19 protein-coding genes and 3 pseudogenes are annotated in these 24,829 nt (G+C 39.6%); 8 read left to right on the plus strand and 14 right to left on the minus strand.

From position 1 onward, the window contains the following. The first annotated feature begins 711 nt into the window (after window positions 1-711). Complete coding sequence (locus LOC50_RS16270) at window positions 712-1,518, plus strand: hypothetical protein (protein WP_250653972.1); 807 nt, start codon at window positions 712-714, stop codon at window positions 1,516-1,518. A gap of 348 nt (window positions 1,519-1,866) precedes the next feature. Then, window positions 1,867-2,037, plus strand: coding sequence for an energy transducer TonB (locus LOC50_RS16275; RefSeq protein WP_250653973.1), 171 nt, complete (start codon window positions 1,867-1,869; stop codon window positions 2,035-2,037). A 388-nt stretch (window positions 2,038-2,425) separates the two neighbouring features. On the opposite strand, the gene LOC50_RS16280 is transcribed toward LOC50_RS16275, so the two are convergent. Together LOC50_RS16280 and LOC50_RS16285 are read right to left on the minus strand one after the other, a co-directional pair. Next, the gene (locus LOC50_RS16280; RefSeq protein ID WP_250653974.1) at window positions 2,426-4,015 is read right to left on the minus strand and encodes a tetratricopeptide repeat-containing sulfotransferase family protein; all 1,590 of its coding nucleotides are present in this window, start codon (window positions 4,013-4,015) and stop codon (window positions 2,426-2,428) included. A 109-nt stretch (window positions 4,016-4,124) separates the two neighbouring features. Then, complete coding sequence (locus LOC50_RS16285; RefSeq protein ID WP_250653975.1) at window positions 4,125-6,539, minus strand: TonB-dependent receptor; 2,415 nt, start codon at window positions 6,537-6,539, stop codon at window positions 4,125-4,127. Between the two features lie 373 nt (window positions 6,540-6,912). Here LOC50_RS16285 and LOC50_RS16290 point away from each other — a divergent pair, with 373 nt between their 5' ends. After that, on the plus strand, window positions 6,913-8,007 hold the full coding sequence (locus LOC50_RS16290; RefSeq protein ID WP_076922003.1) for an NADH:flavin oxidoreductase/NADH oxidase: 1,095 nt from the start codon (window positions 6,913-6,915) through the stop codon (window positions 8,005-8,007). 76 nt (window positions 8,008-8,083) lie between these two features. Here the strand turns inward: LOC50_RS16290 and LOC50_RS16295 are convergent, their stop codons facing one another. The 3 genes from LOC50_RS16295 to LOC50_RS16305 form a co-directional block, all read right to left on the minus strand. Beyond that, entirely contained in the window at window positions 8,084-8,953 is an 870-nt protein-coding gene (locus LOC50_RS16295) for an EamA family transporter (protein WP_016899600.1), read from the minus strand. Window positions 8,954-9,145: 192 nt separating this feature from the next. Next, window positions 9,146-10,147 carry a Gfo/Idh/MocA family protein gene (locus tag LOC50_RS16300; RefSeq protein WP_036983826.1) on the minus strand — a complete coding sequence of 334 codons (1,002 nt, stop codon included), beginning with the start codon at window positions 10,145-10,147 and terminating at the stop codon, window positions 9,146-9,148. Window positions 10,148-10,184: 37 nt separating this feature from the next. After that, complete coding sequence (locus tag LOC50_RS16305) at window positions 10,185-11,186, minus strand: AraC family transcriptional regulator ligand-binding domain-containing protein (protein WP_250653976.1); 1,002 nt, start codon at window positions 11,184-11,186, stop codon at window positions 10,185-10,187. Window positions 11,187-11,275: 89 nt separating this feature from the next. On the opposite strand from LOC50_RS16305, the gene LOC50_RS16310 reads away from it, so the two are divergent. Further along, on the plus strand, window positions 11,276-12,886 hold the full coding sequence (locus LOC50_RS16310; protein WP_036984065.1) for a GMC family oxidoreductase: 1,611 nt from the start codon (window positions 11,276-11,278) through the stop codon (window positions 12,884-12,886). Here the strand turns inward: LOC50_RS16310 and LOC50_RS16315 are convergent. The 3 genes from LOC50_RS16315 to LOC50_RS16325 all read right to left on the minus strand — a co-directional run bounded on the left by LOC50_RS16315 (window position 12,883) and on the right by LOC50_RS16325 (window position 14,584). Continuing rightward, the gene (locus LOC50_RS16315; protein WP_250653977.1) at window positions 12,883-13,692 is read right to left on the minus strand and encodes a class I SAM-dependent methyltransferase; all 810 of its coding nucleotides are present in this window, start codon (window positions 13,690-13,692) and stop codon (window positions 12,883-12,885) included. The genes LOC50_RS16310 and LOC50_RS16315 overlap by 4 nt on opposite strands. 6 nt (window positions 13,693-13,698) lie before the next feature. Then, window positions 13,699-14,097: a hypothetical protein gene (locus tag LOC50_RS16320; protein WP_013463074.1), complete on the minus strand. Its 399-nt coding sequence runs from the start codon at window positions 14,095-14,097 to the stop codon at window positions 13,699-13,701. Between the two features lie 67 nt (window positions 14,098-14,164). Continuing rightward, window positions 14,165-14,584: a DUF3429 domain-containing protein gene (locus LOC50_RS16325; protein WP_016899606.1), complete on the minus strand. Its 420-nt coding sequence runs from the start codon at window positions 14,582-14,584 to the stop codon at window positions 14,165-14,167. A 297-nt stretch (window positions 14,585-14,881) separates the two neighbouring features. Here LOC50_RS16325 and ahpC point away from each other — a divergent pair, with 297 nt between their 5' ends. Together ahpC and ahpF are read left to right on the plus strand one after the other, a co-directional pair. Further along, window positions 14,882-15,451, plus strand: coding sequence for an alkyl hydroperoxide reductase subunit C (ahpC, locus tag LOC50_RS16330; protein WP_036983829.1), 570 nt, complete (start codon window positions 14,882-14,884; stop codon window positions 15,449-15,451). 164 nt (window positions 15,452-15,615) lie between these two features. Further along, a complete protein-coding gene (gene ahpF, locus LOC50_RS16335; protein WP_076922006.1) occupies window positions 15,616-17,193 on the plus strand; it encodes an alkyl hydroperoxide reductase subunit F in 1,578 nt (525 codons plus the stop codon). Between the two features lie 95 nt (window positions 17,194-17,288). Here ahpF and LOC50_RS16340 read toward each other — a convergent pair whose 3' ends face one another. The 3 genes and pseudogenes from LOC50_RS16340 to LOC50_RS16350 all read right to left on the minus strand — a co-directional run. After that, window positions 17,289-17,480 carry a DUF3185 family protein gene (locus LOC50_RS16340; protein WP_036983831.1) on the minus strand — a complete coding sequence of 64 codons (192 nt, stop codon included), beginning with the start codon at window positions 17,478-17,480 and terminating at the stop codon, window positions 17,289-17,291. 47 nt (window positions 17,481-17,527) lie between these two features. Further along, window positions 17,528-19,553: pseudogene (locus LOC50_RS16345) on the minus strand (ATP-binding protein). A 189-nt stretch (window positions 19,554-19,742) separates the two neighbouring features. Continuing rightward, window positions 19,743-20,421: pseudogene (locus LOC50_RS16350) on the minus strand (patatin-like phospholipase family protein); the annotation flags it as partial. On the opposite strand from LOC50_RS16350, the gene LOC50_RS16355 reads away from it, so the two are divergent. Beyond that, entirely contained in the window at window positions 20,356-20,646 is a 291-nt protein-coding gene (locus tag LOC50_RS16355) for an isochorismatase family protein (protein ID WP_138626968.1), read from the plus strand. The pseudogene LOC50_RS16350 and the gene LOC50_RS16355 overlap by 66 nt on opposite strands. A gap of 69 nt (window positions 20,647-20,715) precedes the next feature. Here LOC50_RS16355 and LOC50_RS16360 read toward each other — a convergent pair whose 3' ends face one another. From LOC50_RS16360 to LOC50_RS16370, 3 genes and pseudogenes are all read right to left on the minus strand, one after another. Beyond that, window positions 20,716-21,168 carry an NfeD family protein gene (locus tag LOC50_RS16360; protein WP_036983833.1) on the minus strand — a complete coding sequence of 151 codons (453 nt, stop codon included), beginning with the start codon at window positions 21,166-21,168 and terminating at the stop codon, window positions 20,716-20,718. A gap of 17 nt (window positions 21,169-21,185) precedes the next feature. Continuing rightward, window positions 21,186-22,143 (minus strand): annotated as a pseudogene (locus LOC50_RS16365) (SPFH domain-containing protein). Window positions 22,144-22,269: 126 nt separating this feature from the next. Continuing rightward, window positions 22,270-23,694, minus strand: coding sequence for a diguanylate cyclase domain-containing protein (locus tag LOC50_RS16370; RefSeq protein WP_250653978.1), 1,425 nt, complete (start codon window positions 23,692-23,694; stop codon window positions 22,270-22,272). 223 nt (window positions 23,695-23,917) lie between these two features. Between LOC50_RS16370 and LOC50_RS16375 the strand changes: the two genes are divergently transcribed. Next, window positions 23,918-24,811, plus strand: coding sequence for a cation diffusion facilitator family transporter (locus tag LOC50_RS16375; RefSeq protein WP_036983838.1), 894 nt, complete (start codon window positions 23,918-23,920; stop codon window positions 24,809-24,811). The last annotated feature ends 18 nt before the right edge of the window (window positions 24,812-24,829 follow it).

The following is a 24,829-nucleotide window of genomic DNA, read 5'->3' on the forward strand; positions in this document are numbered from 1 at the left end:
CTAAGCTGATTAAATCAGCTAGGAAAGTGAGAGCCTCCAAAAAGCAAATTCCCATAGCATAAACAACACCAACGCTGACACACCGAGCAGGTAGCGGCTCAGTCCAACAAGCGATTATGCAACACAAACAGCGTGTCGCATAAATACTAAAATGTTATGTGCTTATTGTTTATATTCAAAAGGTTAAGCTCAAGAAAATCGCTAAATAAGCATGAAACTAGCCGTTTTTATCAGAATTTAGATGTTAGTTTTAATCGTGTCATAATAGAAGTGTAAGCAGTTAAAAGCCGAAACAAATTTTGTCCCTATGCGGTGGTTCCCTTAGGCTGATGATGGCAACCTTAATTTACTTACATCCAGAACAAGTTGGCTTTTGGGCTGCATTTGTTCTTTCTGAAATTACAGGTCTTATCACATCTCAACTTGAAGGAGGGTTTCCTATGGTAGTAGAAAAAATTCGTATATTAGTTGTTTATTTGTCCAACCAATCATCGAAGGTTCTATCATCCCTAGGGATCAACCGCGGTTTTAGGCAGAGCCTACTGACGATTTGGTGAAATTCCAATGAAAACCAAGAAAGTGCATATCTAAAAGTACGCACATAACAAAGCGTTTAAGAGTGACTCCAAACGCGTGCCGGTTTCGCTTCGCTCAAGTATGGCACACTATGTTTGTCGCACCTTAACGCGGCGTTAGCTTTTCGAGGCAATCATGTCGGTATTTAAAATTTATGACAAGCAGATGTACTTAAATAGGGCAATGGATCTGCTTAAGTCTAATAATGCAACTGATCATATATACGCCTGTCTCGAACTTAGATTTTGCATTGAAGCGATTGTATATCAGAAACTTCTTCACGGAATAGATGGGCTGCCAAATTCAATTATCGAAACTTGGCAGCCAAATAAAGCACTAAGAATGTTGTCCGAATTTGATTCATTAACGGGAGCAAATTGTGTTGTTGAAATAAACTTATCAAACGCGAAAGAGCCACCGAAAGACGATTGGCTGTTTTTAGGTGAGCAAAAGCTACCTCCTGTTCGCTGGTTAAATAAGACTTACAATAAGCTGGGTAGCTTCTTGCATTTAGTGGAGCCTAAAAAAGCAGCCTTTGTAGATTCAACAGATGTAAGAAGTGCTGCTCTTACAATTGCAGAACAGCTAAAAGAATATATAAACACTAATTTTCTTATTAGTATTAAAGGTGTTGATATACAAAAATGTCCAGTCTGTGAGCAGGATATAGCCTTTTCTTTGCTTAAGGCAAAAGATGGAGAAGTTCGCAAGTGCAGCAACAACCGCTGCGGAGCATTATTCTCAGTGAAAGTCGATAAAACAAATAATAAAGTTACTTTTAACTGCAAAACCTACGATATTAAGTGCCAATGTTGTAATGAAGATATTGTGATTCCTGAGCTTACTATTAGAAACTTAGATGTGTTTGGTTGTAGCAGTTGTGGTTCAAAATACATACCTAGAGGAAATTATGAGTTTGCTCTTCTTCCCAAAAAAAGCTAACAAGTGCCTAAACCAAAGGACGCAAAACAGCAGGCTGCGCTCCTTCGTCGCTAATTTTAGCCTGCTATTTTTCGCCGGTTAGGCAAGCGTTATATGTACAGGAAAGTATGTCGCCAGATAATCAAATAGTATTCAAATCATTGATCGGTTACGGCTTATTTTTCTTTGTAATTTGGCTTGTTTTATCAATGGTTCTTATTTTTACTGGGTCAGCTGAATTTTCAGTTAAAGGCTTAGGGTTTTCATTCTTGGTATTACAACTTCCTACATTAATTCTTGTAGTTAAAACAAAACTACGGTTAAATAAAAATCCAATAAAATGAGTAATATACATATAACAAAGCAATAGTGAATGAAGTTGGTACGTTAGAAAGAGTTGAAGTAATTGAATCTGCTCCTAAAGGTGTATTTGAAAAGGAAGGTTTACGGGCTTTAAAGCTATGGCGATTTAAGCCTGCGTTATTAAATGGTAGGCTGGTTAAGGTTGAGTACGCTGGTACTCTCGAGTGGAAGTTATAATGTCTTTAGGGATGAGCATATCATGGAGATCTAAGCAACCTAAACAAAAACGATGTGATAGGTGTGAACTGTATTATTCTGAATTCTTGGATAAATGTACGCATTGTTCCGATTTAAACGAAGCACAATTACTTATGCTTAAGGCTAAACACCAAGAATCTCTTAAACATAATGCTAAGCTTGGTAAATACTTATTTATAGCTGCTGCAGTAATTGGTGTATTACTTTTTGTTAGTTTTTTATGGTAGCAGCGTTGGGTTTTTCCTTAAGTGGGGGAGGGTAAGTTAACAGAGAAAAAACCTTTAATACATTCAGCCTAAAAAATTATATCCATCCGCTAACTTTTAAATTAATCAAACTGAACTATCCGTCCACGTAATATTTTTTGTTATTTAATTAAACCTAAAACTCCTTCCTTAACAAAATAAGACTGCGCTTCATCGGTATGGGGCTTAAATTTTTTCCAGCGGCCTATGGCTTTGTTGTTAAGCGGTTGGCGTACTTGCATTTTACTGGCGGTTGATACCGGTGCAGTGTTTAAATGAAAATCAAGGCACTGTGGTTGCCAGTCTAAGTCACAATAGCTCACTAACTCTTTTATCTTTTGCTCTGGTGCGGCTACAAGTTCTTCGTATTTTACTAGTTTAATATTGCTGTGAAGGGCGCTAAAGTGCTGTATTAGTTTATAAAAGCGGCTGTAAAATTTAGCAGTGTCGAGTAAGTCTAACGAGTAAGCATAATACGGGTTGTTAATAGTAAATAGCTGACGATAGTTACCAATACAGGTGTCCATGGGGTCGCGAAGTAGGCAGATTATTTTGGCGTTTGGCAGGGCTTTGGTAATTAAATCGATATAAAAAAAGTTAAACGGTAATTTATCAATAAAGTGTTTATGGCTACCGGTAACTACACGGGTCGCCTCAAGGTAAGTGCTGCCAAGTTTTGCAAAATCAAGCTGGTAAGCTTGGCTTAAGGTGTCTGTATCAAGTACTTGAGGCGTTGGTGTTTGGCTAAGTTTTTTTACACTTAGGCCAAAGTCTTGCAGCTCGCCAGCCGATTGTACGTCGCTGTGGCTTGATAAAATGCGCTCAACTAATGTGGTGCCAGAGCGCGGCATGCCTAATACAAAAATTGGCTCACAGCTTTGGTTGCCAGCTGTTTGTTGGTTTTTGTATTTATCACTGAGCTGTTTAATGTGTGCGAATAGTGCCTCAGACGCTTGGTTATCAAACGCCTTATTAGCGAGTTTTGCTGCTTTACCATGTTGTAACGCGGCAAAGGCTGCTGAAAAGTCGCCTAGGTCTTGATATTCTTTTGCCAGTGCATGACCTATATGCAGTTTAGCGTCAGGGTGATTGACCTGTTCAAATGCGTTTTTTAATCGCGCTATGTGGTTGTTTTGCCTAGTGACTTTAGTTAAATCAGCTAAAGCAAAATGACTTTGATGATGAAGCGGATTCAGTGCAATGGCATTTTCAAACGCGTGCTGCGCCTTTTCAAACTGGCCTAAAAATTTAGCACATACCCCATAGTTATAATAAAACTGTGGCTGACGAGTATTACTCCTCTCAGCTATACTTAATGCGCATATAAAGTAATCAGCTGCTTGTTGATGTAAACCCGCTTGGGTGAGCGCCACGCCTAATGTATCGGCATCAAGTGCTTTACTAATATGTTCAAGCTTAACGCTGAGGGCGGTGCTTTTCGCTTTTTGTAAATCGCCGGTAAGAGCGTAGCACTTGGCAAGTTGCGCTGTATATTCAATAGACTGAGTAAAGTTTAATGCTTTTTCAATTAGCTTTATCGCTTTATAAATTTGACCAACCTGTAAATTAACCATGGCGAGTAAAAAGTAGCCATCAGCAAAGTCAGGCTGCAGTGTCACTAGCTCAACCAGTGCTTTATGCGCTTGCTGAATGTTGCCTTGGTTTAAGTTGTTTATAGCGCTTTGGTGTAGTTGCTTTAAGTTTGGCTGCATGAATACTCTTATAAATAATGTACTTACAAATAAAAAGGCTCAAATTAATTTGAGCCTCTTGATTGTACTTAAACTTATCGTTTAATTATATTTCCAACGTATCGTTTAATTATATTTCAAACTTATAGTTAAATTTAATGCCTACAGTAAGCGGGCGATTAACATAGTAACCATAGTTACGTTGTATGTCTGCGCCATTCGCTGTTGTAATATCCGCATCTGAGCGACGAACAGAGGTAACCGCATATTTATTAAATAGGTTATCTACATATAAAGTAGTCGACCACGCATCGGCGGTTAATTTAGCTGAAAGATTACTTAAGCTATAACCTGGAAGTGCTTCACCGTTGTCACGTAGGCCTACTTTTGAAATTACATCACTTTGTGCAGTTAAACCGTAGTTAATATCTAAGGTTTTATCATTTAACACGTCTGTTTGGTAGTTAATCCCCATAGAGAACTGATGCTCTGGCGAGCCTGGTAAACGGTCGCCATCTACCGCGCCATCACTCCCGTCAGCATTAAATAAATAGGGTGCGTCTGAGGTTAGCTCTGCTTTTGTATAGGCATAAGTTGCATAGGCAGTAAATGAGTCTGATAAAATTGCACGCGTGGCAATCTCAATCCCTTTCGCATTCGCGCTACCAGCATTTGATAAATACGGTAGTTGGCCTACTGTTGTTGCCCCTGCAATTTGTGCGTTATCCCAATCAACATTGAATAGTGCGGCGTTAAAGTGTAGTTGGCTTCTAAACCATGTACTTTTAAAGCCTAGCTCATAGTTAGTTGTGGTATCTGCTTCATACAGCATTTCATCAGGTGTACCACAGCCTGTTTGTTGATCCTCAGGTAAGGGCACAGGACAAGGCACTAGGCCATTTGAGCCGCCAATTCTAAAGCCTTCGCTAACAGTGGCGTATCCCATTACAGTATCAGTAAACTGATACTTAGCATTAAATTTAAATAGATTACCGTTGTCACCCGCTTTGTTTTCTTCAAAATTAATTGAGATTGCATCAGGTGCAGCACCTTCATACAAGGTATTTGCTAATGGGAAGTCAAAAGCCGCTTTTGACTCAACATCGTATTCGTAAAAACGCGCGCCAATGGTAATGTCGAGTTTATCGGTTACTTGGTAACCCACTTCACCAAAAAGCGCTGATTCAGTGACATCGCTGCCAGTAATTTCTAAATATTCTAAAGAGTCTGGTCTAAGTTGTGCGCCTTCGAAATTATCAACCGCGAACTGATCAAACCCTGGTGTGTACTCTCTGCTTGATGCATCGGTGTCAGTTTTGTTGTAAAAACCACCAACAATCCAGCTTAAATCGCCATCACTTTGTGAGACTAAACGCAGTTCTTGAGTAAAGGTGTCTTTTTCGTCAATTTCACGGGTAAACGCTGAAAACGAAGGAAACTCTTCGTACCCATAGTCTAAGCGAATTAAAAGATCAGTTTGATCACGTTGCCCATCGGCGTCAAATTGAGAAATACCGGTAGCTGAGACCAGCTCAGCAAAACCTAAGTCGGCTTTTAGTTCAAGGCTTAGTAATTGGTCTTCTTTTATCCGTGGCTCTTCATAACGGTACGCTGACTCGTATTTGCCAATGCGATCATTTAAGCCATTGTTAGCATTAAGGCTGTTGTGATGAACAATTGAGCGGCCTTCGGTGTCTTGCTTTTGATAGAAGTAGTTTAATGTGCCTTCAAATGACTCATTTGCTTTGTAACGCAATGAAATACGGCCAGTTGTGGTTGTTTCACCGTTGGCGTCTTTTACATTTTTAAGATTGCTGTTGACTGCATCAAGGTTTGTCCAATCAGGGTCGGTAATCGATACACCTGGTTCACGAACGGTGTAGGCGTAGTCAATAAACCCTGGGTCTTCATAAATATTTAAACTGGTACGTACCGCCAGTTTATCTTCAATCAATGGTAAATTGAAAATAAAGCCCGCTTCACCACCGACCGAATCACTTTCTTGAGTTTGAAAAACATCACCAAATACTTCCCCTGAGGTGAAATCAAGCTCTGGTTCTTTAAGCATATAGCGAATAGCGCCGCCTAATGTACCAGCTCCATATAATGTACCTTGTGGCCCAATAAGCACTTCCACGCGCTCTACATCAACAAGGCGCATATCGACCGATACTGGAATTTCATTAATATAAGTGGCAACAGTGCCACCATCTGATGAAGGGCCTGATGAATTAGTATTTAATCCACGAACTATAATAGGTGAACCGGCACGGCCACCTTGATCTGTAATTGTTAAGCCCGGTACCCAACGTGCTACATCGGCCAGCTCACTGATGTTTTGATCTTTCATTACATCAGCATCGAGCGCGGTAATGTTAAGAGGCGCAGCTTGAATTGAGCCACTTCGGCGCGTTGCTGTAACCTCAATAACTTCAAGCGATTTGTTCTTTTCAATAACTTGCTCTTGAGCCACTGCATTACTGCTAAATAATACACCACTCAGTGCGCTTGATACAGCCAAGGTTAACAGGCTTGGTTTAAACATAAAAAGTGATCCTAGTTCAATAAAATGTGTTTATAAATGAGCGCTAATAGTATCAGGGTGTTTTAGTGATGGAAATAAAAATATGAATTTTAATTCACTTTTCTAGAATAAAAATATAAATATGAATTTGAGTGTTTCGCACTGTATATTAAATGAACAAAGGCGTTGCTTTAAAATCAACCAAAATAATAATTGTGCCTAATATAGATAAAAACTGGATAATGAATAGTTTAAAACGTCATTACTTATATTTTTATAAACACTATAAAAATGAATATTCCCCCCCATAATCTTTATAGTACATGTTTAATTATTGATAACACGAACAGCACAATTTAGTTGTGGCTGAGAGTCAGTTATATGAGGATTTATAATGTCAAAGCTGTTTTCACCATTGTCACTTGGTAAGTTAAGCCTAGAGAATAGAATTATTATTGCACCCATGTGCCAGTACTCGGCCAACAATGGCGCTGCAAGTGACTGGCATACCATTCATTTAGGGCAATTGAGTTTAAGTGGAGCGGGTTTACTTATTTTAGAAGCGACGGCCGTTAATCCCGAGGGGCGAATTAGTTACGCCGATTTAGGATTATGGGATGATACAACCCAAGCTGCATTAGCAAAAAGTTTAACGGCCGTAAGACAATACAGCCCAATGCCTATTGGTATTCAATTAGCCCATGCAGGTCGTAAAGCGTCAACCGATAAACCATGGGATGGCGGTGGGGCACTTATGCCCGATCACCTTAATGGTTGGCAAACGGTTGCGCCATCAGCCATTGCCTATGATGAAAACAGCCCCATTCCCAAAGCGATGAACCAAGATGATATAGATTCGCTCATAAGTGACTTTGTTAATGCGGCAAAGCGCGCTGACGAGTTGGGCCTTGATTTAATTGAAATACATGGCGCGCACGGTTATTTGCTACACCAGTTCTTATCGCCGCTGACAAACAAACGTGATGATCAATACGGTGGTAGCCTAGAAAATAGAATGCGATTATTACTCGACGTATTTAAAGCTGTAAGAGCGGCATTTCCAAGCAATAAAGCGGTGGGTGTACGTATTTCAGCAACCGATTGGGTTGATGGTGGTTGGGATTTACCGCAATCAATTGAACTGGCAAAAGCGCTTGACGCGTTAGGGTGTGACTTTATTCATGTAAGCACTGCGGGTTTAAGCCCTGAGCAAGATATACCTGTTGCTAAGAATTTTCAGGTGCCGTTTGCAACCGCCATTAAACAGGTTGTGAATATGCCAGTGATAGCGGTGGGTTTAATTACCGAGGCGCAGCAAGCTGAAAGTATTATCAGTGATGAACATGCTGATGGTGTTGCTTTAGCGCGGGGTATTTTATATAACCCACATTGGCCTTGGCATGCTGCGGCCGAGTTGGGCGCGCAAGTACAAGCACCAAAGCAATATTTGCGTTCAAGCCCACATGGCCAGCCATCCCCTATAAAATAGTGAATAACTTAATTGCAAAACCCAAGCAAATAGCGTGGGTTTTGTGTGTCTCAGTAGCTTAATATTTAATTAAATATTAAGCAGGAACTGGCTGCTTTTTACTGTTTGACGTTGAGCTACCAACCGAGGCAATAATAACTAATAAAATAGCAAGCCACTGCCAAATGCTAAGTAGTTCACCTAAAATAACTAAGCCAGCGAGTGCTGCAATAGCGGGTTCAAGGCTCATCATAATGCTAAACCCTTGCGGCGACATATTACGCAGCGTGATCATTTCTAAAGTATAAGGTAAGGCACTTGAGAGTACCGCAATGGCAATACCTAACGGAATAATATCCCAAGTAAATGCAGCACTTTGTGATATACCACCATAAGGTACAAGCACAATAGCTGAAATGGTCATACCCATCGCTACTGTTGCTCCACCAGAGCTTTGGCTGCCGGTTTTTTTACCAAATAAAATATAACCTGCCCAACACGCACCCGCTGCAAGCGCTAAGATCACGCCAATTGGGTCTAAACTTTCTTGGCCTTTCATATCGGGTAACAGTAATAATATTCCGGTTATTGCGCAGGCAACCCAAAATAAATCACGCTTTCGTCTTGATGAAAATAACGCAACGGCAAGGGGCCCGGTAAATTCAAGCGCAACACCAATACCCAGTGGAATACGTTCAATGGCGTAATAAAATAGAATGTTCATGCCGCCTAGGCTCAGACCATAAATTAAGATGGGTAAACGCTGGCTTGCAACCGGAAAGTGTCTCCAAGGTTTAAAAATTAAACAAAGAATAGCGGCAGAAAAACCTAAACGTAAGGCCGTTGTGCCCTCAGGGCCAACAATAGGGAAAAGCTGCTTAGCCAGTGAAGCCCCAGACTGAATAGTGATCATTGCAAGCAATATGCATAAAATAGCCAGTAATAGCTCTTTGGTTGATTTTTGCATGGTCGTCCTTAAAAATTGCCACTTAATTGCGGCGCATATTACCTGCTTTTACCTACGCAGGTAAATGTAAATTAACGTTTTACATGGAGTTCCCAGTGATGAGAGGCTATCACTGGGCTGAATAAAAAATAAGCGTTACTCTTTTTAAGATTGAGGTGGCAGGTAATGAGGGCTGACTCATTGAGTAAAAATTTATAGTTCAGCTTTACTATCTGCAGGGTATATAACGCCCAATTGTGCGCGGGCGGTATCGAGTACCGTCATCACATCGCGTGAAAGCTGGTGGTTGTTAATATGTGACTCTAATGTGTTTTGCTCAATCATCTCAATAAAGTGCGCAACTTCATACTTCATAAAATGCTCATCAAAATCTGCACTTATTGTTTCTTTTTGGCCATTATTAGCGATGAATTCCACTTTTTTAAGCTGCGATACAGCTTCAATACGAATACGACCTAACTCACCTTGTATTTCGGTGATGTTCTCGCCCTGCGATATTTTTGAATAACTAATTACCGCTTGTTTATCTGCATAATTTAAAAGTACATCGCCGGCACCATCAACACCGGTTTCTAGTAATACGCCACTGGCGTGCACACTGTTTGGTGCGCCCCACAGTGCTATAAGTATATAAAGCGGGTAAATACCCAAGTCTACTAATGCGCCATTTGCAAATTCAGGTAAAAAGGTATTAGGGCGCTCACCGTTTTTGAACTTATCGTAACGTGACGAGTATTGGCTAAATTGGCCAATAAATTTACGCGGTGTACCAATTCTTTTTAATGCGTTTTTTAAAACAGCAAAGTTAGGTAAATGCGTTGTCATCATCGCTTCCATGTACAAACGTTGATGTTTTTGAGCAGCTGTTAAAATAGCCGTAAGCTCATGACTATTTGCTGCTGAAGGTTTTTCGCCAAGTACGTGTTTGCCCGCTTTTAAACACTGTATTGCATACGCACTGTGCAGGCTATTGGGCGCAGCTATATAAACTGCGTCTACTTGTTCATCTTGGCACACAGCATCAATAGAGGTAAAAATTTTAGCGTCGGTATTTGTTGGATGATTAGCTAAAAAGCGCTCGCCGCTGCTTATTTGGCGAGAGCAAATACCGTATAAATTAAAATTACTCAGAGTACTTGCCGCATCGAGTAGGGTGTCGCTAATAAAATTGGTACCTACAATCACAAAATTCATGTTTAGCCTTTTTATGTATTTTACGCAGCTTTGCAGTTTAACAATGTTTTGCTCTAAATGCGCGGGCAGAGCAGTTAAACCAGCGTTTTACACTGGCACTTAATGTGGCTTGTTCTTGATAACCTAACAGCTCGGAAATATGTGAAATAGAAAATTGGTTTTGCATTAAATAGTGTTCACATAATGCGCGGCGAGTGGCATCTTTTAGTTTTACAAAACTGGTGTTATGTTTTTTAAGTTCACGGTGCAAGGTCCGTGGGTGCATATTAAGTGCCGTTGCTATCGTTTGGTTTGAGCATTGAAAAAGGGGCAGCATGGGTCGAATAAGTGCACTTATTTGCGAAGGTAACGACTGAGTATGCGCATTATTAGCGGCTAAAAAGTTTAATGCGGCTTGTACTTTGTGTTGATCAGAAACATTAAGCGGCAATAATAAATCGTCTTTGGCGATTAAAATACCGGCGCTGTTTCTGTGTTCAATAACGTTACAGCCAAAGTGCTGATGGTAAGCGCGTAGATTTGCATCAAGCTTTTGCGGTAAAAATACCTTAATGGGTTTGCATTGATTTTGGCTCACTTTTTTTAAGGTGGCGAGCGCCAGTGCAATTGTTAATTCAATAACTTGATTTATAACAGGTAATGGCTTGAGTTTTATTTCGAATGATAAAAATATATTTTGGTCATCTTCAAGTGTATGCGTGGTTAAATTAAGTGCGGGTGTATGTAAGTGTAGGTATTTAATTACCCACGTTAGCGCTTCACCTAAATCAGTTCCACTTTTAGCAGCGATAGCGATATGCCCTAAAATATCAAAGCTTTGTTTGCTAGCGAGTTTAAGGCCAAAACTTGGGCAGTTTAAGCTATGAGCGCAGTATTCTAAAAGCTCAGCATAATGGCGATAAGTTAAGCTTTGTGTTTCAAGGGAGTTTAACGCTACCTCAATGGCGCAATGGCGCATAATGCTTGTTGTATCACCACCTAGTTCGGTAATTAATATATCAATTCCCTGCAAAGAAGTGGCTTTAATCAGGCTGCTCATAACAATTGCATTAGTGGAGAGGTGTCTAAAAATATCAAGTTTTCAGTAGATAATCCATGCAAAGTAGTTTTTTTAATGGGAGATTTTTTATGCATACCACCTCATTTGATTACATTGTGATTGGCGCAGGCAGTGCCGGCTGTGTTGTTGCCTCGCGATTATCTGAAAATAAAAATGTAAGTGTGTGTTTAATTGAAGCCGGCGGCCGTGACCAAAGTGCTATGGTGCAAATGCCTGTGGGAGTTGCAGCTAGTGTTCCTTATGGCATTAATAGCTGGCATTACAATACGGTGCCACAAAAAGAGCTTAATAACCGCTGTGGGTTTATGCCCAGAGGTAAAGTGCTTGGTGGTTCAAGTTCAATCAATGCCATGGTGTACATAAGAGGGAATAAAAAAGACTACGACAACTGGGCCGCTATGGGAAATACCGGCTGGGATTATACCAGTTTGCTGCCTTATTTTATCAAAGCTGAAAACAACAAAACCTTTACCAACAGCCCATATCATGGTGTAAACGGCCCCTTACATGTGCAAGAGCTGAGTTTACCAAGCCCAGTTAATCAGCTGTTTTTAAAAGCATGCCAAGAGCAAGGCGTGGCCCTTAATGACGATATTAATGCGCAGCAACAGCTAGGTGCGCGTTTATCGCAGGTCACTCAACATAAAGGGGAGCGTTGCAGTGCGGCAAAAGCGTACTTAACACCTAATTTAGCTCGTAAAAACTTAACCGTGCTCACTGACGCGCAGGTGCATAAAATTAATTTTTGCGGGAAATCTGCAACTGGTGTAACAGCTGCAGTTAATAATAAAAGCTTGGTGCTAAATGCCTATAAAGAAGTTATTTTAAGTGCCGGTGCTATTAACTCCCCACACCTTTTAATGTTATCGGGAGTGGGGCCTGCAGATCATTTAAAGCAGCATAACATTGAGCTTGTAACGCCATTAGAAGGTGTAGGCAGTAATTTGCACGATCACTTAACCGTTGTGCCATTATACAAAGCAAAATATTCGCAAGGCACATTTGGAATAAGTGCCAGTGGTGCGTTTAATATTGCAAAAGGATGCGTTGATTGGTTTGCCAAACGCGAAGGAAAGCTAACCAGTAACTTTGCCGAATCGCATGCGTTTATAAACTTATTTACAGATTCTATTGTGCCCGATGTGCAACTTGAATTTGTTATTGGGCTGGTGGACGATCACAGCCGTAAACTGCATTATGGCCATGGATACAGTATTCATAGCAGCATAATGCACCCTAAAAGCCGCGGCACTATTCGTTTAGCGGATGCCAACCCTTTAAGTGCGCCACTCATTGATCCTAATTATTTAAGCCACCCCGATGATTTACAGGTTATGCTACTTGGGCTTAAAAAAACATTGAGCATAATGCAAAGCAAAGCGTTTGATATTATTCGTGCAGATATGGTATATCCGCTTGATATTAATGATGATACGCAGCTTATTGAGTTTATTAGGCAAACAGCCGATACAGAATACCACCCCGTAGGAACCTGCAAAATGGGCCAAGACGATATGGCTGTGGTTGATAGCGAATTACGTGTTCACGGTGTGCAAAATTTACGGGTGGTAGACGCCTCTATTATGCCCAGTATTATTACCGGAAATACCAATGCTGGGGTAATAGCCATTGCAGAAAAAGCCGCTGATTTAATTAAGCTCGCCGCAATCTGTGATTAATTTGACTTATAAAACGCGGTTAACCATTGCTGCCAGTCTTGTTCTAGTTTGAGCATTTGCTGGTGTTTTTTAGCGGAAAAATGTTTGTTTTTATCCTCATCCGCTAAAAACGGCCCCACACGACAAAGCGGGCAATAATCATCCGTTAGATAATTCGGGGTTGTTAACATATCACTTAATTCGGGTGGTGTATTTTCACTAAATACATAGGTAATACCGCTGGTGTCTTTGACGTGTTTGTCACGGTCGACATTGCGAATTTTATAGCCATCAAAGCGACTGATATCGAATGGCATTTGTCCTTGGTATGCCGCGTTTAAATGGGTATTTAAACTCCCCTCAATATTCCACTCACGATACGGTTTAACATCTTTTGAGGTTATATAACATAACCCAGGGCCTTGAGGGTTCAAGGCAAACTCATTGGCATATTTTATAAATTGATGCAGTAACGCACGGTTAAGCACGTTCATGCTGTTATTACGTGTATTTTTCTCAAATGCGTCGCGACCAATAAACGCAGGAATAAGTGGAAATTGAAAAATCACCACATCAAAGCTGTTTAGGTGCTCGGCTAGTTGTTGCCAACATTGTGTGTTGGTGACATCAAATTCATTAAGCACATTAACTTTATGTGCTTTAAGTGAAGCAAGCGCGTTATCGGGGTATTTTTCTGTAAGAGTTGCAGCTGCATCATAGGTTGAGGCAACTAACTTTTGCGGTTTAATGTGGTTGTAAAGCGCGTTTGAAAACGATAAGTCGCCATCACCTACCGTGAGTATGTTCCAATTTGGGTTTAAGTACATATTAAATTATATGTTTTTATTAGTAACAGGCGATGTGTCAGGATGCGGTGTACTAATCAGCTGTTGATGTAACCTATACATAGCTAAACGCGTTTTTAACCCTTCAATGGCAACTTGTTTAAGAATTAAATTAAAGGTAATCAAAATAGCAAACACAATATGAATAGGGCCATGAGTAAAACCGGCTTGAGGGTCGTAAATGGCTAAGCCAAATAAAACAAACAACACCACCATAAATATTTCAATGAGCTGATTTGAATAAAAAGAAAGACGCCCCTCACTTTTATGATCTTTTTTTATGCTAATAGCGCAAAAAAACGGGATCACTTTAATTTTAAAAGCCGCGTTTTTTTCTACAAAATTCTCACCAAGGTCAGTAAGCTGTTGGCGTAGTTGGTCTATCATGGTGTGTCCTCTCAATACAGTGCGCGGATGTTACCCTATTACAGACTAATGGTTAAGCCATGGCGTGTTATTTAGGGTAAATACTCATACCAATAATTAAGATATGACACACAAATACCACTGATGTGAGCACAAAACGCATTTTTTGATAATCTTTATGATAACCCTGCCACTGTATTGTGGCCTTTTCAAAAATCAGTACTAACCAAAAACTCGCGCCTAACCACGCAAGCATCCACTCAATCGGTAAGAATGATAAAAACGGAATAGGAATGACCGGTAGCACTGCTTTAATCGCATCGGCAAAGCTTTGTTGGCCTGCATGCCATAAATTACCCGCCATAAACGCTAAAATAGCAATGCTGTAAAAACTAAAAAACTCTAAATTTACACTGTTACTGCCAACCATGAGTGGCCAGCCCACACAGCCTAAAAATGGCAATAAGCCCAAATAGCCAAGTTGAATGTGATTGACGAATTTTTCCATAAACGAAATGCCTTTAAAGGTTTTGTAATGTAAACCACGTTATTGTAGCAAGGATGTGCAGTGTAATCTTATTAAAATCTATATAGCGCAACTGACTATGAGTGGTAGTTGAGTTGTAACTGCTTTAACGCTTAAAAGTAAGCAGTAGATCACTCCTTGGGTTTTTAATCTTAAAAATCGATTGTTTTAATCTAAACAATCAATTTTATTTAATTTCTCAATGGCCTTATTGTATTAATCAAGCCAACGCACAAGGCGTTAACTTTTTAAATACACTAAACATAAATGAGGAATACTATGAGCACTTCATTGATTAACACAAAATTACAACCTTTCAATGCAACAGCTTACCACAATGGTGACTTTGTAGAACTCACTGAAAAAGACGTATTAGGTAAGTGGTCTATCTTTTTCTTTTACCCTGCAGATTTCACATTTGTATGCCCAACTGAATTAGGTGACCTTGCAGATCATTACGCACAGTTACAAGAAATGGGCGTTGAAGTTTATTCAGTATCAACTGATACACACTTTACGCACAAAGCATGGCATGACACGTCAGACACCATCGGTAAAATTACTTACCCAATGATTGGTGACCCAACAGGGCGCATTACACGCAGCTTTGGCGTTATGATTGAAGAAGAAGGCCTTGCACTTCGCGGTACATTTGTAATGAACCCAGAGGGCGAAATCAAAGTTGTTGAAACACATGACTTAGGCATTGGTCGCAGTGCTAAAGAGTTAGTTCGTAAAGTACAAGCAGCGCAATACATTGCAACACATGATGGCGAAGTTTGTCCTGCATCTTGGCAGCCAGGTGAAGACACATTAGCACCTTCACTAGACCTAGTTGGTAAGATTTAAACCTTACCACTAACTAAATTTAGAGTAGAACATGACTCTAAACCCAGTGAGCCTGTATAGGTTCACTGGGCACTCTCCCACGCCATCACACGTTTCTAAAATTTCGCACATGCACTGATGGCATGGGAACCTTGCTGTTTTAATTTTCCTTAAGGGGCTAAGCCATGTTAGACAACAACATAAAGAACCAATTAAAAAGCCATTTTGAATCGCTGACTCAGCCTGTTGAGCTGCTTATCGCCTTGGACGACAGCAAAAAATCAACAGAAGTAGAAAGTTTAGCGAATGATTTAGCATCACTAAGCGATAAGTTTAGTGTGATAAATAATCCCGATACTAACGCCCGTAGGCCTTCTATGGTGGTGCATTCACCAGAAAAAAACACCCATATTACCTTTGCAGGTGTTCCTATGGGACACGAATTTACTAGTTTAGTGTTAGCGCTATTACATACGGGTGGTCACCCTAGTAAAGCAAGTAAAGATGACATTGAACAAATACAAACACTTGAGCAAACACTCAATTTTGAAGTGTACATTAGCTTGAGTTGCCAAACCTGTCCGCAAGTTGTGCAGGCACTCAATACTATGGCAGCAACAAATAGCAATATTAAAGCCACCATGATTGATGGGGCATTATTTCAAGATGAAGTAGAGCAAAGAAACATACTGGCGGTACCCGCTGTATATTTAAATGGTGAACCCTTTAGCCAAGGGGCTATGAGCCTCACTGATATTTTAAATAAAGTGGATAGCAAAGGTGCACAGCGCCAAGCAGCATCACTCAATGAAAAGTCGGTGTTTGATGTACTTGTCGTCGGTGGTGGGCCAGCTGGTGCTTCGGCAGCTATTTATTCAGCACGTAAAGGGCTCAATACTGGGGTTGTAGCAGAGCGATTTGGCGGTCAAGTTGCTGATACATTGGCGATTGAAAATTTTATTTCAATTAAAGCAACGCAAGGGCCAAAAATGGTGGCTCAGTTGGAAGAACACGTTAAAGAATACGATGTTGATGTTATGCACAACCAACGCGCGGCAAACCTGCAAAAAGGCAGTAATGGGTATGATATTACGCTAGAAAATGGCGCTGTGTTAAAGGCAAAATCACTCGTACTAGCAACCGGTGCACGCTGGCGCGAAATGAATGTACCCGGTGAGCAACAGTATAAAGGCCATGGCGTTGCATACTGCCCGCACTGTGATGGGCCTTTATTTAAAGGTAAATCGGTTGCAGTTATTGGAGGTGGTAATTCAGGTATTGAGGCGGCAATTGATTTAGCCAATATAGTTGAACACGTTACTGTACTTGAATTTGCAGATACGTTACGCGCCGATGAGGTACTCATTCGTAAAGCTAATAGCTTAAAAAACATCACTATTATTAAAAATGCCCAAACCACGGAAGTACTTGGTGATGGCAAAAAAGTAACGGGGTTAAGTTATACCGACCGCCTTAGCGGCGAGAGTAGGCAGTTGAACTTAGCCGGTATATTTGTACAAATTGGTTTAATACCTAATACCGAATGGTTGAAAGACAGCGACCTTGAGCTGAGCCAATTTGGTGAAATACTCATTGATGCCAAAGGCGCAACATCGTTACAAGGCGTTTATGCTGCAGGTGATGCAACCACTACACCATTTAAGCAAATTATTATTGCGATGGGGGCGGGCGCAACAGCAAGCCTGGGTGCGTTTGACTATTTAATTCGTCAAACGCCCGATGCAGAGCAAAGCGCTGCTTAATAGTGTTTTAGCTTAAAGTCTCTTGATATAACAGCTCTCACCCATAGCTGTTTGTTCACCCAAGCCGCCCTCTCCAAAGGCGGCTTTTTTGAGCGCTATTTAAGTCGGGTAATACCCACTAAAATACACACTGCCCCGCCAATAAAGCCTAGCCATGCTTCTATAGGGGTTTCGCCATTTAATGCGCGGGTAACTTGTGAAGATGCAGAATCGTAAACATCATAACCCCACATACCAAGCGCTACGCCAATAACAATAAGTACAATACCAATGATTTTATTTGTCATAATGATCCTTTGTTTTTTATGCAAGTTAATCTGAGCGACATTTGTTGTTATGGTGTGGCTACGCCCAGTCTTTTTAGTGTATTTGTAATTGCTTCTTCTATCGCTGGAAGCTTAAACGGTTTGGCTATAAACATGTCCATGCCCGCTTGCTGGCAGTTTAGTTTATCTTGTGAGGAAGCATTAGCAGTTAACGCCACAATATAGGTTTGTTGCGGGTCACAAATACCTTGTGCTTTTAGTTGCCTAGTGGCCTCGAAACCATCCATGATAGGCATGATGCAGTCCATAAAAATAAGGTCAAAATGCTTTTGCTTGCATTTTAACAAGGCATCTTGGCCGTCTATAGCAAAGTCTGATTTTATATTAAACTTATCCAGTGCCGCTTCTAATACCAGGCGATTTATTTCGTTATCATCAACTACCAGAACAGATAACTTATTACTGTGATTATTAATAGATTTAAGGCTAGGTGTTTGTTTTTGTTGTTTACCAAGTTCAATCGGGATAGTTAAGGTAAAACATGTGCCCACGTTAATCTCACTGGTTACCTTAATTTTGCCATTCATAAAACCAACGAGCTCTTTAACAATGGCTAAGCCTAACCCAGTGCCATCTTTATTGTTGTTAGCATCAACCTCTTGGGTAAAAGGCTTAAATAATGAGTTTAAATACGCTTTACTCATGCCGCGACCTGTGTCGGTTATTTTAATGGTAAGTAAAGGGGACTTTGTATCTAATGTTAACTGCGATTCAAGAGAAACAGATCCATGCTCTGTAAATTTTAGCGCGTTACTCAGTAAATTAGATACAATTTGACTTAATCGAGAGGTGTCGCAGTATACCCAAACATCATTAGGAATGTTGTTTGTGGTTAGTAGTTCAATGTTTTTATTACTAAACAATACCGAATATAAAGAAACCAAATCGGTAAATACCGTTTTAAGTAGAGAGTGGTGTGGCTCCAGTTTTAACTCACCATGATTTATTTTTGAAAAATCGAGTACTTCATTAATAATGCTTAATAAAATGTCAGCACTTCGAAGGGCTACTTTTATTTTTTCTGCTCGCTTGTCATAATCGTGTTCATCAATGAGAGTCGCTAACATTCCCGTAATACCATTAAGCGGGGTTCTAAGCTCATGACTAATTTTGGCAAACAGCATACTTCGGTCTTGGAGAAGTTGTTCTGCAAGTGCTTTTTTTTGTTTTAACTCTTCGCGTAACTTAACGGCTTCAGTTATATCTTGAAAAGTACCAAATAATCGCACACATTTGCCGTTGTTAAACTCGGCCTCACCAAAAGTCGACACCCAAATGTCTTGCTGCTTTGCGGTAACTATTTCCAGCTCTAAATGCCATTTTTCACCCTTAGATACCGCATTTTCTACCGCTTTTTTAATGCTATCTCGACTTTTACCCGCTTTATAAAATTCAATGGCTGTTTCCATGTTTGGAGTATAGCCTTCTTCGGCTTGATGAATACGTCGAGTTTGCTGGCTCCAAAAAATGCTATTGTCTATTAGGTCGACTTCCCATGTGCCTATATTTGCAACGCTTTCAAGTTTCAATAAGGTGTCACTATTTTTAGTGAGATTAACTTTATCCTGATTGCGCGCAAATTCTGAGCCCAACCACTGAGCCAATAATTTCAATATAATCATAAGCTTCATCGCTAAAAGGGGCGCATTCTTGAGCTGATGAAAAGTTAACAGTTCCAAATACATCTGTACCTATTCGTATAGGCGCTCCAATATACGCCTCCAATTGGAAATTAATATAGCAAGGGTGATTTGCAATACTACTTTGCGACGCATTATGAAATGCCAGTGCAGAGTTGGCCAACAAAGTATGTGTACAATAGGTGCCGTTTAACTCAAACTCAGTACCAATAGCAAGAGAATTGTCAGGGGTAATAGCATGTAAAACAGTGTAAGAATTATTTTTTACGCGGCTGATAATAGCCAAATCGAGCTGAAAAACATCGAGCCCAAAAGCAAGTAAGTCTGCAATTTTTTGATCAAAGCTAAGCTGTTGATCAGATACTATATTATGAAAGCATCGAAGAAAATTCACAAAAAACCTTATTTTATTTAGTATGTACACAAGAACACGAGCAAACACTATGCCTAAACATAATCTATTTTTTGACAATAAGCCATTATCACATAACTCCTTATTACATTAACTCGCGGGTTTAAAAATTAATAGCTTGAATTAGATGTAAATGCAATTTTGACTTCGAGCAATCTGTTTGTAATGGTTTTATCGCTCATAACCAATGCTACCAAATCTAGGGTTATCTAAGTAACTTATAGCTTCACTTATGCCCATTTGATAGCCTGAATTGAGTATAGCTCGATTTTTGGTGGTGCGGCCGACTTTAAACCCTGTTGGTGGTGCAATAATATTTATTTTGCAATCTGACGGAGCATGGTGCAAAAAATCAATACTGTCATTATAATTTTTAGAACGCTGTATGGCGGCCTCTGCAAGCGCTGGGTTTTGTTTATAGAGTTGTTTAGTTAACCACGGACTTTGTTGCCTTTTTTACGATAGCCTAAAGGTTGGGAAAGGATAACTGTTATTTCTGATGCACCCATTTCATAGGCTTTTTTTACCGGAATAGAATCGGCAACGCCACCATCGGTCATGGCGATCCCGTTTATTGTTGGGTAATCCCGATAAGCGATTGGGATGGCGCAAGAGGCTTTTAATTGCTCAACCATTTCATTGCCCGTTGCTTGCAAATAGTGAGCTTTACCTGAATCTATTCCCGTTGCAACAATATAAAATCGTAAAGAGATTGCGAGAATTCGTCGGTATTCAAGGGGATTTCACGAACTGTTTCTTGCCACAGCCAATCTAAATCAAATAGATGGCCGCCTTTGATAAAACGTGCGAGATTGATAAATTCTGGCCTGCAGGAGTAATCGGTAATAATAAATTGATCATTGTTGGGTTTATGACCCACATGTGTGTGACATTTACAGCGCAAGGTGCATTTTTAAGAGGTAACCACGAAACGGTAGTCGCTGACGCGTGCGCTTCAAGACCATTACAAACTTCAGTAAGTGATGTGTTGGCATCTGATCTACATAAAAGTGCTTTAGCAACCATTAATGACTTATATGGCGTGGTTATCCTAAGTGCTGATGACTTAAGCTAACAAATAAAAAATTTTAAGGGCAGTAATAGTGATATTGTAGCCCTTAAAATCTAATGTGATTCTAGTTGGCTAAATGGCTTCAACCCACATAGTGCCTACTTCTTTTTTTACGACCTTAACATGTGTACCTGCAGAAAGTGGCTGTTTACTTTTTAACTTCCAACTAATTCCAGAGTAAAGATGCATTGTGAGACCGTTTTCATCAACATCGTCAGCTAAAACAAAATCAAGCTCAGCAAAGTCGCTTTGTACACCTTTTTTGTCCACATTGTTTTGCATACGCTTTAATGGTTTCCATAAAAATAGCGCAAACCCAGCTGTAATAAGTGTGTTACTCCACAATGCGGTAGTTAAAGAGTCATCTAACAAGTTAAAGTTCATCATTAAACCGCTAGTAAACAAAGACATACCTAAAAATAATAATATAAAGGTAGACATACCTAACACAGCCACTTCGATAATGAGCGCAAGCACACCTAAAATCATCAGTGCTTCAGGTAAGTTGTTAGTAATAAGCGTCATTATTTATCCTCAACAGATTAAAGTTTTTGCTTTTGATTTAGTGAGTTAATAATTGACATGCCTTGTGCAACTAATGAGCTTGCATCAGTGGCGCTATCGGGTAATAAAACAACAGACGATTCTTTCGCAATAGCTTCTTTAGCGGCAATGGCTTTGGTTGCTAAATCGAGTTGAATCGCTTTTTGGCCTTGCTCAGTATCTGCAGCTTCACCTACTTTACGCAGCGCATCAGCTTGCGCTTCTGCAACAGGCAATAATAGCTTTAGCTTCACCCTCTGCGCGCAAGATTTGTTCAGCTTTTTCACCTTCAGCACCTAAAACTTGAGCCTGTTTTTTACCCTCGGCAACATTGATGTTTGCTTGACGATCACCCTCTGATTCTAAAATTTTGCGCACGTTTAACTCGTTCGGCTTTCATTTGCGCTTCCATCGCTTCCATCACGGATTGTGGTGGTACAATGTCTTTTATTTCGTAACGTAAAACCTGGATACCCCAGGGCTCAGCTGCTTGGTTGATAGAGGTTACGATATTAGTATTGAGGACATCACGTTCTTCAAAGGTTTTATCAAGCTCCATTTTACCCCAGTTCAGAACGCATGGTGGTTTGTGCTAGCTGCGTTACTGCAAATACGTAATCGTCAACCCCATAAGTGGCTTTATATGGGTCAAGCACACGAAAGTACAGTACACCATCAACAGATAACGAAATATTGTCTTTGGTAATAGCTGACTGTGAGGGGACATCTTGGGCTTGCTCTTTTAAGCTACGGTCGGGCAGCAATGCGATCAATAAAAGGAACAATAAAATTTAAGCCCGCTTCTTTGGTTGATTGGTATTTACCAAAACGCTCAATCAGCCATGCACGGTTTTGTGGTACAAATTTAACGCTACTCTTTAGCAGCACTAAAACAAAAATCAGTAAAAACGCTTCAACAGTAAAAACAATATTTATAATTTCTGCGATGGGATCCATAGGGTTTTTCCTTGTTAATTACGTTCAGTTCAAAAACTGCACGATGCTTATAATTTCAACAAGCTACAGATTATCATTAGTTTTTAATTTGTACTATAAAAACAGCAGGTAGGTTTTATAGATAGATTATTCAAAAATACATATTTGATTTCTGCCAGCTTTCTTTGCTTTATATAAAGCGATGTCAGCGCTTTTTATTAAGCTTTCTGTGTGTGTATCTGCATTTGGATAACTACAAAAGCAACCAAAGCTAAGTGTTATGTAAGGGGCAATAGGAGAGAACTCATGCGTAATATTAAGTGTTTTTATTTTTTGCTCAATTAACAAAGCAAATTTATGGCATTGCTCTATATTCGTAGCAGGTAAAATGATTGCGAATTCTTCACCGCCATAGCGAGCTGCTATGTCACCCTCACGCTTACATAAACTTTTTAAAGCAAGAGCAACGTGTTTTAACGTTTCATCGCCTTTGTGGTGGCCATAATTGTCGTTATAGCGCTTAAAAAAGTCGATATCACACATAATTAAACTAATTGGTTGGTGTTGTCTTGCAGAGCGTTTAATTTCGCTCTTTAGGGAAGTATCAAAAAAACGACGATTAGCAATATTAGTTAGCGCATCGGTATTCGCTAATTTATTGAGCTTTATATTGGCGTTAATTAATTGCTGTTGGGTTAACTGTAGCTTTTTTTTATAGTTAATATTTTTAAGTGCATTATTAATGATTTCGCCTACGAGCTTTATTCTAATTAAATCTATTTTGCTCCAATGACGTTTTGTTTTAACACAATCACAACCAATAAACCCTACTAGCTCTTCATCAAAACGTAGGCCTATGCACAAAACAGATTGAATATTTTGCTCTTTAAATTCAGCTTTTTCAGCGTCGGCTTTTGTTGGTAGTTGTTCAATATCATTGACTTGAAATAGATGGCTCTCATTCATTATTTCAAAAAAGTAGGGTAGCTCAACTTTGGGTACATTTTGTAGTCTGTCTTTGCAAGCGATAATGCCCGTATTGACCCATTCGTGAGTATTGGTGATAGTTTCGTTGTCGGTGTTGAATTCAAATAAATAACTGCGGTCTGCTTTCAAAACTGTGCCAATGGCTTTAAGGGCAAAGTTAATTTGCTGGTCTATATTGTCATTTTGTATATCAATGAGTTTGGTAGAAATTTTAGAGATAATTTGATCAAAGTTATATTGTTCTGTAAGTGTACGATCTTGCTCTAAAGTGATCATAGACACAGAGTCATTAACTATTGAGTGGTTAACATTTAGAAGCTGCGGCGAAAATTCACACTCTAATAAAACAGCTGTGATATTTGATGAAAATAATTGCTCAATGGTTATCACCGTATCATCATTAAAGTCGCGAAGCGTAATATTGTTAAAAACATCGCTGCTGAGCGCGTCGTCACTATTTATGTTAAGTAACGTTTTGGCATGTTGGTTTAAGATGTAATTATGTGTTTTATTGTCATAAACAATCACCGCTAAATTAATTAGATTAAAAATCTGCCAAATTGTATTGTTTGAGTCATGGCTCACTGGTTTCTCCGCATTAAAATATGAAAACTACCCATATTTATGAATTAATTATTATTTTTGTATCCGCTTAGTTACTTTTAGTACAGTTTTTTGTATTTTACTAAGTTTTTAGTGCGTTTATTTGGCCTACGTATTACAATTGTGACTGTATATCATTACGTATTTCCCAATTTGCTTTATTTCATAAGCTTACTTTATTTTTAGTGAAGGTCTATTATATTTCATGACAGAAATAACCACACATCACGCTTCTCGTCGCCGTTTGTTAATTGCACTTGCAATTACCTGCTCATTTATGGTGATTCAATTAGTGGGTGCGTATTACGCAAACTCACTTGCAGTACTTGCTGATGCAGGGCATTTGTTTGTTCATAATAGCTCTTTGTTCATTGCTCTCATTGCGTCTAGCTTTGCTATTCATTTAGCTAAAACCTATAACGATGGCCATCAAAAAGCAGAGCTAATAGGGGGGTTGATCAACGGCGTTTTATACCTAGCCATTAGTTCACTTATTTTATATGAGGGCACTGAGCGCTTTATGCATCATAAAGGGGGACATGAGCTGGTTATTAATAGTTACTTAATGTCGGTAATTGCTGCTATTGGTTTTTTATTTCATGGCGCAGCGGCATGGGTGCTTTATAAAGGCCGTAAGGCGAGCATTAATGTGTATGCCGTGTTTTTACACTCGTTTTTTGATTTAATATCAACGGTTTCTACTTTTGCTGCTGGTGTACTTATATACTTAACAGGCTGGAATGTAATTGATATTTTATCGAGCATGTTAATTGCGTCTTTTGTCTTGTTTACCGGTATTAAGGTCATTGTTAGCTGTATCAAAGGGCTGCGTTCAAATAAAGCTAAGTTACCTAAAGTGGCCGATATTGAAACAGAAATAGCCACCATGGAACATGTTGAAAATGTGCACAATGTGACTGTTGTTCGTAAAAATAAAAAGGTGATAGTGGGGGCTCATGTGGTGTTAAAGCAACATTGCACTATAGAAAAGCATGATGAAGAGTGCCGCTTAAAGGTAATTAAACTGCTTGCAGATAAATTTAATGTGCGCAACAGCGTATTACAAATAGAAAGCTACGAATGCAAGCACATACACTAATGCGTTAAACCTAAAAGC

The organism is Pseudoalteromonas sp. SCSIO 43095 (assembly GCF_023650455.1).
GTDB classification, from domain to species: domain Bacteria; phylum Pseudomonadota; class Gammaproteobacteria; order Enterobacterales; family Alteromonadaceae; genus Pseudoalteromonas; species Pseudoalteromonas tetraodonis.